This window comes from Streptomyces sp. P9-A2 (assembly GCF_036634175.1).
GTDB lineage: Bacteria > Actinomycetota > Actinomycetes > Streptomycetales > Streptomycetaceae > Streptomyces > Streptomyces pratens.
Genome location: NZ_JAZIFX010000001.1, coordinates 6,890,901 through 6,905,917, shown reverse-complemented (window position 1 = coordinate 6,905,917; position 15,017 = coordinate 6,890,901). Strand labels below are relative to the sequence as shown.

The window sequence follows — 15,017 nt, the reverse complement described above, 5'->3', positions numbered from 1 at the left end:
CGGGTCCACTCCTGGTTTGGGCACGGCCCGAGCGTAGCCCCGTGCGGGGTGGACGGGAAGTGGCGTAGTTCGGTTGTCCGGACATACGGATTGACAGGGAGGGGCGCGGGCCGCAGTTTGTTCCCATGCGCATCGGGGTCATCGGTACGGGCCGTATCGGCACCATTCACGCCCACACACTCAGCAGGCATCGCGACGTCGGATCCTTGATCCTCACCGATGCCGACCCTGCCAGGGCACAGGCCCTCGCACACCGGCTCGGCGAGACGGCGGCGCCCGGGGTGGACGAGATCTACACCTGGGGGGTGGACGCCCTGGTGATCACCACGGCCACGTCCGCCCACGCCGAACTCATCGGCCGGGCGGCCCGTTCGGGGCTGCCGGTGTTCTGCGAGAAGCCCATCGCCCTCGACCTCGCGGGCACGTTACAGGCGGTCTCGGAGGTCGAGGCGGCCGGGACGGTCCTGCAGATGGGCTTCCAGCGCCGGTTCGACCCCGGCTACACCGGCGCGCGGGAGGCTGTGCGTTCGGGCCGGCTCGGCCGGCTGCACACCGTCCGGGCCATGAGCAGCGACCCGGAGCCGCCGCCGGCCGGGTATCTGCCGCAGTCCGGCGGGCTGTACCGGGACACGCTGATCCATGATTTCGACATCGTGCGCTGGGTGACCGGCCGGGAGATCGTGGACGTCTATGCCGCCGGGTCCGACGCGGGGCCGGCGATGTTCCGCGAGGCGGACGACGTGGACACCGGCGCGGCGCTCCTCACCCTCGAGGGCGGCACACTCGCCGTCCTCACCGCGACCCGGATGAACGGCGCGGGCTACGACGTGCGGATGGAGCTCGCCGGGGAGCGGGACCAGATCGTGGTCGGCCTGGACGACCGTACGCCGATCGCGTCCACCGAGCCGACCGGGCCCCCGGCCGCGGACAAGCCGTGGACGAGCTTCCTGGAGCGCTTCGGGCCCGCGTACGAGGCGGAACTGAACGGCTTCGTCGAGGTGGTGCAGGGCGGGCGGGCCAATCCCTGCGACGGGCGCGAGGCCCTCCAGGCGCTGCGCGTCGCGGAGGCGTGCGAGCTGTCCCGGCGGGAGCGCAGACCGGTACGGCTGATGGAGATCGCGGGCGGGGCGGTGGCGGCCTACGGGTGAACGCCGCCCCGGGCGTGGGGGCGCTCGGATGCTCGGACTCGGGGGCGCTCGGGCATCAGGTGCTCAGGGCACGGAGACCGGCAGGACCGTGCCCTGGGTCACCGCGCACAGGGTCGCGGCGCCGTCGCCGTCGATGATGTGCAGGTCGCAGCGGACGACGGCTTGGCGGCGGCCGGCGTGCACGACCTCGGCGCGGGCGCGCAGGGTGCGCCCGGTGGCCGGCCGGAGGTACTGGATGGAGAAGCCCCCGGTGAGGACGTACGGGCCGAGCACCGTGCCGCCCGCGAAGGTGAGGGCGTTGTCGGCGGCGCAGGAGAGGACGCCGCCGTGGCGGTGCCCGCCGCGTCGTGACCGGTGAGGAGTACGAGGAGGACTCCTGCACGGCCGACCACCACGCGTCGTCCGACCTCGTCGATCACGACTGTTGACGCACGTCCGGTCCTCGCCCCGCGGAACCCCCACTCCACCGCGGGGCGAGGCCTGCCGAACGGCATGAAGCCGGCGGCCTCGACGTCCGTTCGCCGCCAGCGCCTCCCCGCGCCGGCCGCTGGGATGGACGCATGACTTCTCATCCCGCAGACAGCACGGCTCACCCCTCCGACAGCACGCTTGCCCACCCCGAAGGCGCTCTCCTCGGCAAGGTGGCTCTGGTCACCGGCGGCAGCCGGGGCATCGGTGCCGCGACGGCCCTGCGCCTGGCCCGCGAGGGCGCGGACGTGGCCGTCACCTACGTCAACGGCGAGGAGGCTGCCGAGGACGTCGTACGGGCCGTCGAAGCGCTGGGGCGCCGAGCGGTGGCATTGCGCGCGGACGCCGCCGACGCGGACGAGGCCGCCGGGGCCGTGACCGCCACGGTGCGGTCGCTGGGCCGCCTCGACGTACTGGTGAACAACGCGGGCATCGGCGTACTCGGCCCGCTGGACACCCTGACCGCCTCCGATGTCGACCGGGTCCTCGCCGTGAACGTACGCGGCGTCTTCCTGGCCTCCCGCGCGGCCGCCGCGCACATGACGGCGGGAGGGCGGATCATCACGCTCGGCACCTGCATGACCCAGCGTGTCCCGGGCCCCGGCGGCACGCTCTACGCGATGAGCAAGGCGGCCCTGGTCGGGCTGACGAAGGCGCTCGCGCGGGAGTTGGGCGGGCGCGGCATCACGGCGAACATCGTCCATCCGGGGCCGATCGACACCGGTATGAACCCGGCGGACGGCCCCCACGCCCCGGCCCAGGCGGCGGTGACCGCCGTCGGCCGCTTCGGCACGGCCGACGAGGTGGCCGCCACGATCGCCCATCTGGCCGGCGCCGCGTACGTCACCGGCGCGGAGTTCGCGGTGGACGGTGGCCACGCGGCCTGACCGGCGCAGGCGGCCCGATCGATGTGACCCACCGCCTGCCCCGTTGCCGCTGCCGCGGCCGGGCGGTCCGGTGGGTCAGCCGCCCAGTTCACGGTGGCGTGCGGTCAGGGTGGCCGACCCCTGGTCGGTCAGTGAACCGAACAAGCGCAGCCGGGAGATGCCGCCGTCCGGGAAGATGTCCACGCGCGCGTGTGTGCCGGTCGTCGGGACGGGGAGGACGAAACGGTGGTTGGTGTCGGGCTGGAGACGGGTCCGGGGCAGGACCTCCCGCCAGCCGCCTCCCCCACCGTCCTCATCGTCCCCGACTTCTCCGCCGTCCCCGCCTTGCACGTCGGCCACGGCGTCCTCGCCGTCGCGCACCGACACCGAGGCCCAGCCGGCGCTGTTGCCCTTCAGGCAGGCCGTGTCGATCTCGAGGGCGCGGATCTCCGCCTGGCCCGCGAGCCGGTAGCGGATCCAGTCGTGCCCCTGGTCACGGCGTCGTCGGGTCTCCCAGCCGTCGTCCATCCGGTGGGAGCGGCCGGGCCGGATGGTGTTCGCGGGCGGTGAGTAGAAGCGGTCGGACGCGTCCTCGACCCGGCCGCCGTTCTCCAGGGCGACGACGTCGAAGGTGCCCAGGGCCTCCAGCCATACCGGGTCCGGGACGGCTTCGCCGTACACGCGCAGGCGCGCGATGCCTCCGTCGGGGTACTGGGACAGGCGCAGGTGGGTGAAGCGCCGGCCGGCCGGTACGGCGAAGCCGTTGGCCGCGTGGCCGCCCACCGGGGTGCGCGGGAGCAACGTCGTCCACGCCACCTCGCCCGACAGCAGTCGCTCCGGTCCCGGGGAGCCGGGCACCGAGGCACCCTCGACCGACACGGCCCGGGGGTGGTTGCCGCGGAAGTGGGCGGTGTCGACGACGATGCCGTGGACGACTCCGGGCGCGCCGAGGCGGATCAGTGCCCAGTCGTGGTCCTCCGCCGCCGGCCAGGGGTGCCCGGCGGAGGGGCCGCGGCGGCGCCGGGTCTCCCAGCCGTCCATGACCTTGCCCTTGTGGCCGAAGTGCTCGGGGTCGAACACGGCACGACCGGGCAGCAGCAGGTTCTCGCGCTCGGCGAAGAACTCGTCGTCGGCGGCGACGACACCGGCGCCGAGCCGGCGGTCGGCGAGGTCGGTGTGACGGGCGAAGGGGAAGTCGGCGGTGCGGTAGTCCGCGTACGGGTCACCGCCGCCGTAGGGACGTGCGGCGCCGGTGAAGCGGGACGCCGGGTGTGCGTGCTGCGCGGTCACGGTGGTCCGGTCCTGCCTTTCGCTGGGCGGTGGAAGCGGTGGGAGGGGCGGTGGGCTGGGGGCTGGGCTGGGCTGAGCTGTGGACGGTGGGCGCGTTCCTGCCGACGGTCGGCGGGCGTCGGGCGTCGGGCGCCTGCTGCCCCTCCTCCCCCGCCCCGTCAGGGGACGCGGGTCAGCAACCGGCCCTGTGGTGCGGTGAACTCGCCGTCGGCCATGATGCGCCGGCCGCGCAGCCAGGTGGACTTCACGACGCCGTACAGGGTCCTGCCCGCGTACGCCGTCACGCGGTTGCGGTGCTGGAGGGTCTCCGGATCGACGGTGAAGGTGTCGTCGGGGGCCAGGACGGCGAAGTCGGCGTCCCGGCCGGGGGCGATGGCGCCCTTGCGGTCGTCGAGGCCGACGAGTTCCGCCGTCCGCGCCGACATCCAGCGCACGACGTCCTCCAGGCCGTGTCCGCGTTCGCGGGCCCCGGTCCAGACGGCGGGCAGGCTGAGCTGGAGGCCGGAGACGCCGCCCCAGGCGGTGGCGAAGTCGGCCGTCTTGAGGTCGGCGGTGGACGGGGAGTGGTCGGTGACCACGCAGTCGATGACGCCGTCCGCGAGCGCCTGCCAGAGCGGTCCCTGGTTGGCGGCTTCGCGGATGGGCGGGCAGCACTTGAACTCGCTGGCGCCGTCCGGGACTTCCTCGGCGGTGAGGGTCAGGTAATGGGGGCAGGTCTCGACGGTGACGCGTACCCCTTCGGATCTGGCCCCGGCGATCAGCGGCAGCGCGTCGCCGGAGGACAGGTGCAGGATGTGCACGCGGGCGTCGAGGCGTTTCGCCTGCGCGAGGAGCCGGGCGATGGCGGTGTCCTCGGCGGCGGGCGGGCGGGAGGCGAGGAAGTCGGCGTACTTGGGGCCGCCGTGCTGCGGGGCGGCGTCGAGGTGCTCCGGGTCCTCGGCGTGCACGATCAGCAGCCCGTCGAAGCCGGCGATCTCTTCCAGGGTCCGGGCGAGTCGGTCCTGTCCGAGGTGCGGGAACTCGTCGACGCCGGACGGTGACAGGAAGGCCTTGAAGCCGAAGACGCCGGCCTCGTGCAGCGGTCGCAGGTCCCCGACGTTGCCGGGCAGGGCGCCGCCCCAGAAGCCGACGTCGACATGGGTCCGGCCGGCGGCGGTTCGCTGCTTGGTGCGCAGATGAGCGGTTGTCGTGGTCGGCGGGAGGGAGTTGAGCGGCATGTCGACGAGCGTGGTGATGCCGCCGGCCGCCGCCGCGCGGGTGGCGGTCCAGAAGCCCTCCCACTCGCTGCGGCCCGGGTCGTTGACGTGCACGTGGGTGTCGACCAGGCCGGGCAGCAGGACGTCGTCGCCGAGGTCCGTCAGGCGCGCCGTCCCGGGGACCGGTGCCTCGTACGGCAGGACGGCCGTGATCGTGCCGTCGGCGACGGCGACGGCCGCGGCGCGCGCGCCCTCGGGAGTGATGACGCGCGTCGAGCGCAGCACCAGTTCGACGTCGGACACTCGCGCCCTCCCGCCCGTTTTCAACGTTCTGTTGAAGGAGTCTTCACTCCCGCTCCGATGCCGTCAAGGGGTGCTCCGCCCGCACGGGCACCGACGGTCACTCCTTGGACTTTTCCACAGGGCGGAATTAAGATTCCGATGAGCAGAATGTATGAATGCACAGACAGCCGGTCGACCCGACCGCCGGGTAGGCTTCCCCCTTCCCGCCGGTCCGAAAGGAATGCGCCGTGCCGACGTCCAGCGCCAGCACCAACGACTCCGTCCGGTCCGCCCCGGGCGGCGGAGTGCAGTCCCTCGAGCGCGCCTTCGACCTGCTCGAGCGGATGGCGGACGCGGGCGGCGAGGTCGGCCTCAGCGAACTGGCGGCGAGCAGCGGGCTGCCCCTGCCGACGATCCACCGCCTGATGCGCACCCTGGTCGCGTGCGGTTACGTACGCCAGCAGCCCAACCGCCGGTACGCGCTCGGCCCGCGCCTGATCCGGCTCGGCGAGTCCTCCTCCCGGCTGCTGGGCACCTGGGCGCGTCCGTATCTGGCCCGCCTGGTGGAGGAGACCGGCGAGACGGCCAACATGGCGCTGCTCGACGGGGACGAGGTCGTCTACGTCGCACAGGTGCCGTCCAAGCACTCCATGCGGATGTTCACCGAGGTCGGCCGCCGCGTCCTGCCGCACTCCACCGGCGTGGGCAAGGCCCTGCTGGCCGGCTTCCCGCCCCGGGACGTACGGGCCCTGCTCGCCCGCACCGGAATGCCCGCGGCGACGGACAGGACCATCACCACGCCGGAGGGTTTCCTGGCCGCGCTCGACGAAGTGCGCCGCCAGGGCTACGCCATCGACGACAACGAGCAGGAGATCGGCGTACGGTGCCTCGCCGTCCCCGTGCCCGACGCCCCCACCCCGGCCGCCCTCTCGATCTCCGGTCCCGCGGGGCGAGTCACGGAGGCGGCGACGGAGCGGATCGTGCCGGTGCTCCAGCAGGTGGCGACGGAACTCTCCGAGGTGCTCACCACCCCCGGCGGCCCGACGGCCTGACCTGGACCGACGAACCGCCTCGGACCGGCAAACCACCCAAGACCGACGCCCCGCCCCGGACCGACGGTACGACCGCACCCGGTGACCGGCCCGTCCCGACGACCCGGCCCGGCTCCGCTTGCCCACCGCGACCACAGCGCCCGCGCACGCCCCCCTTTCGAGAGGCATGCGAACGGGCGTGCGTCAAACCCTCGGTGACGATCCGAACAGATCCACCGCGTCCCGCACTTCGCCCAGCCCTCGGCCCAGCGCACTCACCGAGCCGATCGCGCCGGCGATCAGCAGCAGGGAACGGCGTAACCGGGGAATCTCGGGATTGCCGCCTGCCGCGTGGGCGTCCAGTGCGGCGAGTTCGTCCTCCGCGATGATCCGGTCGGGGAACTCCGCCGGATGGGCTGCCAGTTGGCGACGCAGCCGGGCCACGGCGGAGCGCAGCTCCGCCACCCGCGGATCGTCCTCTCGACTGCCGGTCGCCTGTCGCTGCTCTACGCTCCGCAACACAGTCCTCCCCCTCGCACGCGGTGGTGCGCCTCCCCACCGGCCCCGCCGCCCCGTCGGCCGGTGCGCGCCAGTAAACGCCACCCCACCCCCTCCGCGCCAGTCCGCTGCGTCATCGTCTTGCTCCACAGCGTGACATCGCAGGCCGGATGCGCCCCTTAACGCTCCCCGCCTCCGCCCCGTTTCCGCCCCGCCCGCCCCTCCCACGCCGTCCGCCACGTCACTCGCCGGGTCACCCGTCGCGCCACCCCGCGCCACCCGCCGGGTTCCTCCGGCACCCGGCGGCCCCCGAGGCATTGAGGTATGCAGAACGTATGACGACACCTCGGACGAACCCGGACTCGGGACGGACCACCACACAGGTGGCGGGACTGCTGCTCGCGGCGGGCGGTGGACGGCGGCTGGGCGGCCGGCCCAAGGCGCTGCTGACCCACCGGGGGCGGCCACTGGTGGAGCACGCGGCGCAAGCGTTGCGCGCGGGCGGCTGCGAGCGCGTGCACGTGGTGCTCGGTGCGCGGGCGGACGACGTCCGCTCGCGAGCCTCTCTGCCGGACTGCGTGCTCGTCGACAACCCGGACTGGGAGCAGGGCATGGGCTCGTCCCTGCGGGCCGGGCTCGCCTCGCTGACCGGCACAAAAGCGCGGGCCGCCCTGGTCCTGCTGGTCGATCAGCCCGGAATCGGCCCGCAGGCGGTCGCGCGGGTACGCGCCGCGTACGCGGAGCGGGAGACGGGGTACCCGCAGGGGGCGCGGAACGCGCGAGAGCGGAAGGAGGTGCGGGCCCCCCTCGTCTCGGCCACCTACGCCGGCGTACGCGGTCACCCCGTCCTGTTCGGGTCCGCGCACTGGGCCGGTGTCGCCGCGGCCGCGACCGGCGACCAGGGAGCGCGCGCCTACCTGAAGGAACACGCGGACGACGTAGTCCTCGTCGAGTGCGGGGACGTGGCCGAGGCCTACGACATCGACACGGAGGAGGACCTGAGCCGCCTCGGGTAAAGGGATGTCACGCGTCCGCCGGCCCGGGGTGTCCCCACATCAACAAACCATTGAACTTCCACGATAAGGAAACTACTATCCACAACCCGGAGCGCCCCTCGGACCCGTCCCTGCCCCGGGCGTTCTCCGCCGTACCCGGGTCGACCGGCACCCGGTGCCGTGCCCGCCGAAGGAAGTGACAGCTGATGTCCGCACCAGCGCCGCACCCGCTGGCCATCGTCGACGCCGAGCCCCTGCCCCGGCAGGAGGAGGTCCTCACCGAGGCGGCCCTCGCCTTCCTGGCCGAACTGCACCGGCGGTTCACGCCCCGGCGCGACGAACTCCTCGCCCTCCGCGCGGAGCGCCGCGCCGAGATCGCCCGCACCTCCACGCTCGACTTCCTTCCCGAGACGGCCGACGTCCGCGCGGACGACTCCTGGCGGGTGGCCCCGGCCCCGGAGGCCCTGAACGACCGCCGGGTCGAGATCACCGGCCCCACCGACCGGAAGATGACCGTCAACGCCCTCAACTCGGGTGCGAAGGTGTGGCTCGCGGACTTCGAGGACGCCTCCGCGCCCACCTGGGAGAACGTGGTCCTCGGCCAGCTCAACCTGATCAACGCCTACACCCGGACCATCGACTTCACCGACCCGGTGTCCGGCAAGTCGTACGCCCTGCGCCCGGACGGGGAGCTGGCGACGGTCGTCACGCGCCCGCGCGGCTGGCACCTGGACGAGCGCCATCTCACCGATGCCGACGGCACCCGGGTACCCGGCGCCCTGGTCGACTTCGGGCTGTACTTCTTCCACAACGCCCGGCGCCTCCTGGACCTCGGCAAAGGCCCGTACTTCTACCTCCCGAAGACGGAGTCCCATCTCGAAGCCCGCCTGTGGAACGACGTGTTCGTCTTCGCCCAGGACTACGTGGGCATCCCCCGGGGCACCGTGCGCGCCACCGTCCTCATCGAGACGATCACGGCCGCGTACGAGATGGAGGAGATCCTCTACGAGCTGCGCGAGCATGCCTCGGGGCTGAACGCGGGGCGCTGGGACTATCTGTTCTCCATCGTCAAGAACTTCCGTGACGGCGGGGAGAAGTTCGTCCTCCCGGACCGCAACGCGGTCACGATGACGGCCCCGTTCATGCGCGCGTACACCGAACTCCTCGTGCGCACCTGCCACAAGCGGGGTGCGCACGCGATCGGCGGCATGGCGGCCTTCATCCCGTCCCGCCGGGACCCGGAGGTCAACAAGGTCGCGTTCGAGAAGGTGCGCGCCGACAAGGACCGTGAGGCGAACGACGGTTTCGACGGCTCCTGGGTCGCCCACCCGGACCTGGTCCCGATCGCCATGGAATCCTTCGACCGGGTGCTCGGCGACAGGCCGCACCAGAAGGACCGGCTGCGCGAGGACGTCGACGTCCACGCCGCCGACCTGCTCGCGATCGACTCCCTGGAGGCCACTCCGACGTACGCGGGCCTGGTCAACGCGGTCCAGGTGGGCATCCGCTACATCGAGGCGTGGCTGCGCGGCCTCGGCGCGGTGGCCATCTTCAACCTGATGGAGGATGCGGCCACCGCCGAGATCTCCCGCTCCCAGATCTGGCAGTGGATCAACGCGGGCGTCGTCCTCGACAACGGCGAACCGGTCACCGCGGAGCTGGCCCGACGGGTCGCCGCCGAGGAGCTGTCGAACATCCGCGGCGAGCTGGGCGAGGAGATCTTCGCGGCGGGCCACTGGCAGCAGGCCCACGACCTGCTGCTGACGGTCGCCCTCGACGAGGACTACGCCGACTTCCTCACCCTGCCGGCGTACGAGCAACTCCAGGGCTGACGTCCCACCGCGCCCGAGGCCCCCGGGAAACCCCCGGGGGCCTCGCTGCGCCCGGGACCGCTCCGGCCGTCCGCACCCCGGAGCCAGACGCGCTCCCGGCACGCGAGGGGATTCATGCGGCACTGCGGATGGCCACATCCCCGAAGCGCCCCGCCCATTTGACCGACCCGTTCCGCCTTCTCCGGTTTGGTCAGGTATGTGTTGACATTTACCGGAAGCCGTGAAATGCAGACGGCATGGACTTTCGCCAACTCGAGTACTTCAGGGCCGTCGTCGAGGCCGGCTCGGTTTCACAGGCCGCCAAGAATCTCGGCATGACACAGCCGCCGGTGAGTCACGCCATCACGAAGCTGGAGCGGGAACTCGGTGTGCGCCTCCTCGAGCGGACGGCGAAGGGCGTCCACCCCACCCGGGCCGGGCTCCACCTGCTGTCCAGGGGCGAGCGGCTGATCGCCGACCGGAACCGGGTGGTCGAGACGCTGAGGTCGATGGCCGAGGGGGCGGCCGGAGACCTGCGCATCGGCGTGGAGCCCATGGTCATCAACGAGATCATCGCCGATGTCCTGGCCGAGTTCCTCGACCATGCTCCCAACGCTCACGTGAGTCTGGTCGACGTCACTCCCGATGTGATCGTTCAACGGATTCGGACGGGCGAACTGGACATGGGCTGCGTTCCGTTCGCCCCCGCACAATTCGCCGGGTTCGTCGCGGACACCTGCGAGTGGTCTCCCGTTATCGACATCGGCATCAAGCTCGCTGTGCCGAAATATCGCGCGAAGGAACAGCACCCTGACGGAAAAGGCTGGGGACGCTGGATTCTTCCGTCCCCGATTCCCGCCTTCTCGGGAATGCCGGACGCCGCGGAGAAAGCTCTGGCGACCGACCACTCCTTCGAAGTCATCGAGGTCTCCACACCACAGACCGCGCTCGCTTTCGTCGCCGCGGGACTGGGCGTCGCCCCCGCGACCGAGCGCATGGCCGGAAAAAGCGACACGGTGGCCCTCCTCGACCCCCCGCGATGGCTCAGGCCCATGCAGGCGACGCTCCTGTGGAAACGCGGGGCCGAGATCACGCCGTTGATGGAGCGGTGGCTGCAGGCGACGCGCATCGTCGCCGAGCACCGTCGCACGCTCGGACGGTGAGCGCAGCCATACACGAAACTTTATACCCCCCTAAGACCCCCTGTATGGAAAGGGCGGGGAAATCAAGCAAGCAGCTCCATGAACTGCGATGAATCCTATGTGATGTGCGTCACTTTTCAATGCTCCTCCAGTACCCCCCAACGTCCTGGGAAAAACTCAAAATGCCTGGTCAGAGGCAGTCTCTCCACTACGCTCCGACCGACGGGCAGGTAGCCGGCCGAGGCGCTCGAGCACCATCGAGCGCCATCGCCCTCTCCCCACTTCTCTTGCCCCGCCCCATAGGCCGTGTCAGTCTTCCCGGCAATTCGACGGCGTAGGCAGTTTCGGATCGAGAGGTAAAAACCTCACGCGATCGCTGCTCTCGTATTGGCTGCACGAACCGAGGGATTGACGCGGTTCCGCGCACGAAAAGAAGGGGCTCCGGTCAATGACGACGGGAAACGCGAACCAGTCTGCACACAGCCCTGCCGGCCGTGATCACCTCCCCTTCACCGGGGATGAATATCTCGAAAGCCTCAACGACGGCCGCGAGGTCTGGATCTACGGGGAGCGGGTGGAGAACATCGCCGAGCACCCCGCCTTCCGTAACTCCGCCCGCATGATCGCTCGCATGTACGACGCCCTGCACGACCCGGCGCGCAAGGATGTCCTCACCGCGCCCACCGAGGGTGGAGGCTTCACCCACCGCTTCTACCAGGCGCCCAAGAGCGTCGAGGAGCAGGTGGCCTCCCGTGACGCGATCGCCGAGTGGCAGAAGATCGCCTGGGGCTGGATGGGGCGCTCCCCCGACTACAAGGGCTGTTTCCTCGGCACTCTCGGCGCCAACGCCGAGTTCTACCGGGGGTTCGAGGACAACGCGCGCAACTGGTACCGCAAGGCCCAGGAGAAGACGTGGTACATCAACCACGCGATCATGAACCCCCCGGTGGACCGCGGTATGGGCGCGGACGCGGGCAAGGACGTCTTCATCCGGGTCACCAGGGAGACCGACGCCGGTTTCTACGTCAAGGGCGCCAAGGTGGTGGCCACCGGATCGGCCCTGACGCACTACACCTTCGTCGGTCACGTGGGCCAGGTCGCCGTGCAGGACCCGGCCTTCTCGCCGGTGTTCATCACGCCCACCAACGCTCCCGGCGTGAAGCTGATCTGCCGTACGTCCAACGAGTACCGCGCGGCCGTGCTGGGCAGCCCGTTCGACTACCCGCTGTCGAGCCGTCTGGACGAGAACGACGCGATCCTGGTCCTCGACGACGTGTTCGTGCCCTGGGAGAACGCGTTCATCTACAACGACCTGGAGCAGGCCAACAAGTACAACATCCACTCGGGTTATCTGGAGCGCGCCTCCCTGCACGGCTGCACCCGGTTCGCCGTGAAGATGGACTTCCTGGTCGGCATGCTGTCCCGCGCCCTCGACGTCACCGGAGCAGGCCAGTTCCACGGCGTCATGTCCCAGCTCGGTGAGGTCATCGCCTGGCGCAACACGTTCTGGGCGCTGTCGGACGCGATGGCCAAGAGCGCGGTGCCCTGGAAGGGCGGCATGATCCAGCCCGACCCGCAGTTCGCCGGCGCCTACCGCGTGATGAACCAGCTGGCCATGCCGAAGATCAAGAACATCATCGAGCAGGTCGTGGCCAGCGGCCTGATCTACCTCAACTCCCACGCGAAGGACTTCAGGACCCCCGAGATCCGCGGCTACCTGGACACCTACCTGCGCGGTACGGGGGGCATCGACGCCGAGGAGCGCGTCAAGGTCATGAAGATGCTCTGGGACTCCATCGGCACGGAGTTCGGAGCCCGCCACGAGCTGTACGAGATCAACTACATCGGCAGCAACGACGTGACGCGCCAGACCAACCTGTTCGGCGCCCGGGGCAGCGGTCTCCTCGACTACTGCAAGGACTTCGCGCAGAGCGCCATGGACGAGTACGACCTGGACGGCTGGACCGTGCCGGACCTGAAGAACCCGGACGACGTCAGCATCCTCAAGCGCTGACCGTCTGCGCGGCTCCCGCCCGTACGGCCCCCGTCCGTACGGCCCCCGTCCGGGCGGCTCCCGTCCGGAGCGGGAGCCCCGGCTCATCCGGCGGCGCCGGTTCCCCGCGCGCCGCCGCGCTCCCATCCACCACAGGAGGACCCGTGGCTACGGCGATCGATGCCGCCCAAGTCACCTACGAGGCACCGGATCTCGAGGTGATGGAGAAGTTCCTGACCGCGTTCGGCATGGTGAAGGCCGAGGGCAGCGACGACCGGACCCTGTACATGCGGGGAACGGGCACGCAGCATCACATCCATGTGACCCGAAAGGCCGACAAGCAGCGCTTCATCGGTGCCTCGATCGAGGTCGCCGGCTACGACGACCTCGTCGAGCTCGCCGCGAAGCCGGGGTCGTCCCCGGTCCGGGAGTCGACGGAGCCCGGCGGCGGCCACGAGGTCTCGATGACCATGCCCGACGGCATCGGGATCCGGGCGGTCTGGGGCCGGGAGAAGGCCGAGCCGCTCCCGGACCGCGACCCCTTCGTCATGAACAACGTCCGCGACAAGAACCGGGTGAACGCCGCCGTCCGCCAGCCCGTGGCGCCGTGCACCATCGCACGCCTGGGCCACTTCGTGCTCCATGTGAAGGACCACGACGCGTCGATGGCCTGGCTGAACGAGCGTTTCGACTTCCTGCCCTCGGACTACTTCGTCCCGCCGGGTGAGGAGGGCCCCGTCGTCGGTACCTTCGTCCGGCTGGACCTGGGCGAGCAGCTGGTGGACCACCACTTCATGCTCGTCCTGCAGTCGGACTGGGTGGGAATCCACCACAGCGCGTTCGAGGTCACCGACATGGACGCGGTGATGTCGTCGCACGACTACCTCATTCAGCAGGGGTACACCCTCGACGTCGGAGTCGGCCGCCACCTGCTCGGCAGCCAGATCTTCGACTACTGGAAGGACCCGTTCGGCTTCCGTATCGAGCACTACACCGACGGCGACGTCGTCGACCACCGCCACCGGCCGACCAAGTTCAACGGCACGGCCAGTGACACCACCCAGTGGGGGAACCGTCCGCCCCTGGAGTTCTTCCAGTGACCGGCGCAGCGAGCACGGACCTCGCCCAGCCGCTGCCGGAGCGGGTCCGCGCGCAACTGGCGCAAGCGGGTTCGGCCACCGTGGCCAACATGCTGCTCCGGCGCGGCCTGCGGAACGTGATCATGGCCGGCGTGCGGCCGCTGGCAGCCGATCAGCAGCCGCTGGTGGGCCCGGCCTACACCCTGCGGTTCATCCCCGCACGCGAGGATCTCGACACCCTCGCCACCTACGCGAGCAGCGAGAACCTGCACCGGCGGGCGATGGAGGAGTGCCCGCCCGGCGCGGTGCTCGTGATCGACGCGTTCGGCAGCACGGCCGCCGCGTCCATGGGCGACATGATGGCGGCGCGGCTGAAGCACCGCGGTGTGTCGGGCGTCGTCACCGACGGCGGGTACCGGGACTCGGCGGCCGTCAGGGAGACCGGCCTGCCGTGCTACCAGCGGGACAACGCGCCCAAGGCGACTCCCATCGCCCTGCACCCGGTCGCCCTGGACGAACCCGTCGGCTGCGGCGGAGTCGCGGTCTACCCGGGCGACGTGGTGCTGGGCGACAGCGACGGCGTCGCGGTCATCCCCGGGGAACTGGCCGCCGAGGTCGCCGCGGAGGCCGCCGACGCCGCCGCGTACGAGGAGTTCGCGGCACTGGAGATCCAGCGCGGCCGGTCCCTCTTCGGGCTCTTCCCCGCCACACCTGAAAGCCGCCGGGAATACGACACGTGGGTGGCCGCCGGCCGCCCCGGACGGGAGTGAACCATGAGCATCAACCCCGAGACCATGAAGTCGCTCGAGGTCCTGATCCATGCCGCGGACCTCAAGTCCCTCAAGGACGAGGACTGGATCGACTACCCCGACTACGGGTTCCGTCAGTACTTCCTCCACAAGAACCCGGAGACCGGCGCCAGCATCGCCCTGCTCGAGTACGACAAGGGCGGCACCATCCCGACGAAGCACACGCACGCCTCGAACCAGTTCATGTACTGCCTCGAGGGCGACTACGAGTACACCGACTCCGGCCTGCGGCTGCGTCCGGGCTCCTTCTACATGAACCCGAAGGACCACCCGCACGGCCCGACGCTGGCGCACGAGCGCAGCGTGCTGATCGAGATCTACGACGGCCCGCACTACTACGAGAAGCCCGAATACCACACGGACGAGACGATCGGCGACTTCCTTGCCAAGGAGTGAGGTGCCGGTCCGT

At 70.8% G+C, this 15,017-nt stretch carries 13 protein-coding genes and 2 pseudogenes; 11 read left to right on the top strand and 4 right to left on the bottom strand.

Annotation, left to right across the window (positions count from 1 at the left end; all coding sequences use genetic code 11):
* Nucleotides 1-125: 125 nt before the first annotated feature.
* Nucleotides 126-1,148: a Gfo/Idh/MocA family protein gene (locus V4Y04_RS31285; RefSeq protein WP_332431727.1), complete on the top strand. Its 1,023-nt coding sequence runs from the start codon at nucleotides 126-128 to the stop codon at nucleotides 1,146-1,148.
* Nucleotides 1,149-1,211: 63 nt separating this feature from the next.
* On the opposite strand, the pseudogene V4Y04_RS31280 reads toward V4Y04_RS31285, so the two are convergent.
* Nucleotides 1,212-1,487: pseudogene (locus tag V4Y04_RS31280) on the bottom strand (PaaI family thioesterase); the annotation flags it as partial.
* On the opposite strand from V4Y04_RS31280, the pseudogene V4Y04_RS31275 reads away from it, so the two are divergent.
* Together V4Y04_RS31275 and V4Y04_RS31270 are read left to right on the top strand one after the other, a co-directional pair.
* Nucleotides 1,481-1,576 (top strand): annotated as a pseudogene (locus tag V4Y04_RS31275) (ribonuclease); the annotation flags it as partial. The pseudogenes V4Y04_RS31280 and V4Y04_RS31275 sit on opposite strands and share 7 nt — an antisense overlap.
* Before the next feature lie 132 nt (nucleotides 1,577-1,708).
* Nucleotides 1,709-2,503, top strand: a complete 795-nt coding sequence (locus V4Y04_RS31270; protein WP_332431726.1) for an SDR family oxidoreductase — start codon at nucleotides 1,709-1,711, stop codon at nucleotides 2,501-2,503.
* 75 nt (nucleotides 2,504-2,578) lie between these two features.
* Here the strand turns inward: V4Y04_RS31270 and alc are convergent, their stop codons facing one another.
* Together alc and allB are read right to left on the bottom strand one after the other, a co-directional pair.
* A complete protein-coding gene (gene alc, locus V4Y04_RS31265) occupies nucleotides 2,579-3,772 on the bottom strand; it encodes an allantoicase (RefSeq protein ID WP_332431725.1) in 1,194 nt (397 codons plus the stop codon).
* Between the two features lie 158 nt (nucleotides 3,773-3,930).
* Nucleotides 3,931-5,271, bottom strand: a complete 1,341-nt coding sequence (allB, locus tag V4Y04_RS31260; protein ID WP_332431724.1) for an allantoinase AllB — start codon at nucleotides 5,269-5,271, stop codon at nucleotides 3,931-3,933.
* A 227-nt stretch (nucleotides 5,272-5,498) separates the two neighbouring features.
* Here allB and V4Y04_RS31255 point away from each other — a divergent pair, with 227 nt between their 5' ends.
* Nucleotides 5,499-6,302: an IclR family transcriptional regulator gene (locus tag V4Y04_RS31255; RefSeq protein WP_332431723.1), complete on the top strand. Its 804-nt coding sequence runs from the start codon at nucleotides 5,499-5,501 to the stop codon at nucleotides 6,300-6,302.
* A 183-nt stretch (nucleotides 6,303-6,485) separates the two neighbouring features.
* Here V4Y04_RS31255 and V4Y04_RS31250 read toward each other — a convergent pair whose 3' ends face one another.
* Nucleotides 6,486-6,746: a DUF5955 family protein gene (locus tag V4Y04_RS31250; protein ID WP_332431722.1), complete on the bottom strand. Its 261-nt coding sequence runs from the start codon at nucleotides 6,744-6,746 to the stop codon at nucleotides 6,486-6,488.
* Between the two features lie 368 nt (nucleotides 6,747-7,114).
* Here V4Y04_RS31250 and V4Y04_RS31245 point away from each other — a divergent pair, with 368 nt between their 5' ends.
* The 7 genes from V4Y04_RS31245 to V4Y04_RS31215 all read left to right on the top strand — a co-directional run bounded on the left by V4Y04_RS31245 (nucleotide 7,115) and on the right by V4Y04_RS31215 (nucleotide 15,004).
* Nucleotides 7,115-7,795 (top strand): nucleotidyltransferase family protein, encoded by a 681-nt coding sequence (locus V4Y04_RS31245; protein WP_332431721.1) that lies wholly within the window; start codon nucleotides 7,115-7,117, stop codon nucleotides 7,793-7,795.
* A 185-nt stretch (nucleotides 7,796-7,980) separates the two neighbouring features.
* Nucleotides 7,981-9,606, top strand: a complete 1,626-nt coding sequence (gene aceB, locus V4Y04_RS31240; RefSeq protein WP_332431720.1) for a malate synthase A — start codon at nucleotides 7,981-7,983, stop codon at nucleotides 9,604-9,606.
* A 236-nt stretch (nucleotides 9,607-9,842) separates the two neighbouring features.
* On the top strand, nucleotides 9,843-10,748 hold the full coding sequence (locus V4Y04_RS31235) for a LysR family transcriptional regulator (protein WP_332431719.1): 906 nt from the start codon (nucleotides 9,843-9,845) through the stop codon (nucleotides 10,746-10,748).
* Between the two features lie 427 nt (nucleotides 10,749-11,175).
* Nucleotides 11,176-12,741 (top strand): 4-hydroxyphenylacetate 3-hydroxylase N-terminal domain-containing protein, encoded by a 1,566-nt coding sequence (locus V4Y04_RS31230; RefSeq protein ID WP_332431718.1) that lies wholly within the window; start codon nucleotides 11,176-11,178, stop codon nucleotides 12,739-12,741.
* A 143-nt stretch (nucleotides 12,742-12,884) separates the two neighbouring features.
* Entirely contained in the window at nucleotides 12,885-13,820 is a 936-nt protein-coding gene (locus tag V4Y04_RS31225) for a VOC family protein (RefSeq protein ID WP_332431717.1), read from the top strand.
* Entirely contained in the window at nucleotides 13,817-14,569 is a 753-nt protein-coding gene (locus V4Y04_RS31220) for a dimethylmenaquinone methyltransferase (protein WP_332431716.1), read from the top strand. Before V4Y04_RS31225 ends, V4Y04_RS31220 begins: the two co-directional genes overlap by 4 nt.
* Nucleotides 14,570-14,572: 3 nt before the next feature.
* Nucleotides 14,573-15,004: a cupin domain-containing protein gene (locus V4Y04_RS31215; protein WP_332431715.1), complete on the top strand. Its 432-nt coding sequence runs from the start codon at nucleotides 14,573-14,575 to the stop codon at nucleotides 15,002-15,004.
* The last annotated feature ends 13 nt before the right edge of the window (nucleotides 15,005-15,017 follow it).

Bases quoted from the DNA above. Each gene is read 5' to 3' on its own strand.
- V4Y04_RS31285 (WP_332431727.1), top strand. From the start codon at position 126: ATGCGCATCGGGGTCATCGGTACGGGCCGTATCGGCACCATTCACGCC.
- V4Y04_RS31270 (WP_332431726.1), top strand. From the start codon at position 1,709: ATGACTTCTCATCCCGCAGACAGCACGGCTCACCCCTCCGACAGCACG.
- V4Y04_RS31245 (WP_332431721.1), top strand. From the start codon at position 7,115: ATGACGACACCTCGGACGAACCCGGACTCGGGACGGACCACCACACAG.
- aceB (WP_332431720.1), top strand. From the start codon at position 7,981: ATGTCCGCACCAGCGCCGCACCCGCTGGCCATCGTCGACGCCGAGCCC.
- V4Y04_RS31235 (WP_332431719.1), top strand. From the start codon at position 9,843: ATGGACTTTCGCCAACTCGAGTACTTCAGGGCCGTCGTCGAGGCCGGC.
- V4Y04_RS31230 (WP_332431718.1), top strand. From the start codon at position 11,176: ATGACGACGGGAAACGCGAACCAGTCTGCACACAGCCCTGCCGGCCGT.
- V4Y04_RS31215 (WP_332431715.1), top strand. From the start codon at position 14,573: ATGAGCATCAACCCCGAGACCATGAAGTCGCTCGAGGTCCTGATCCAT.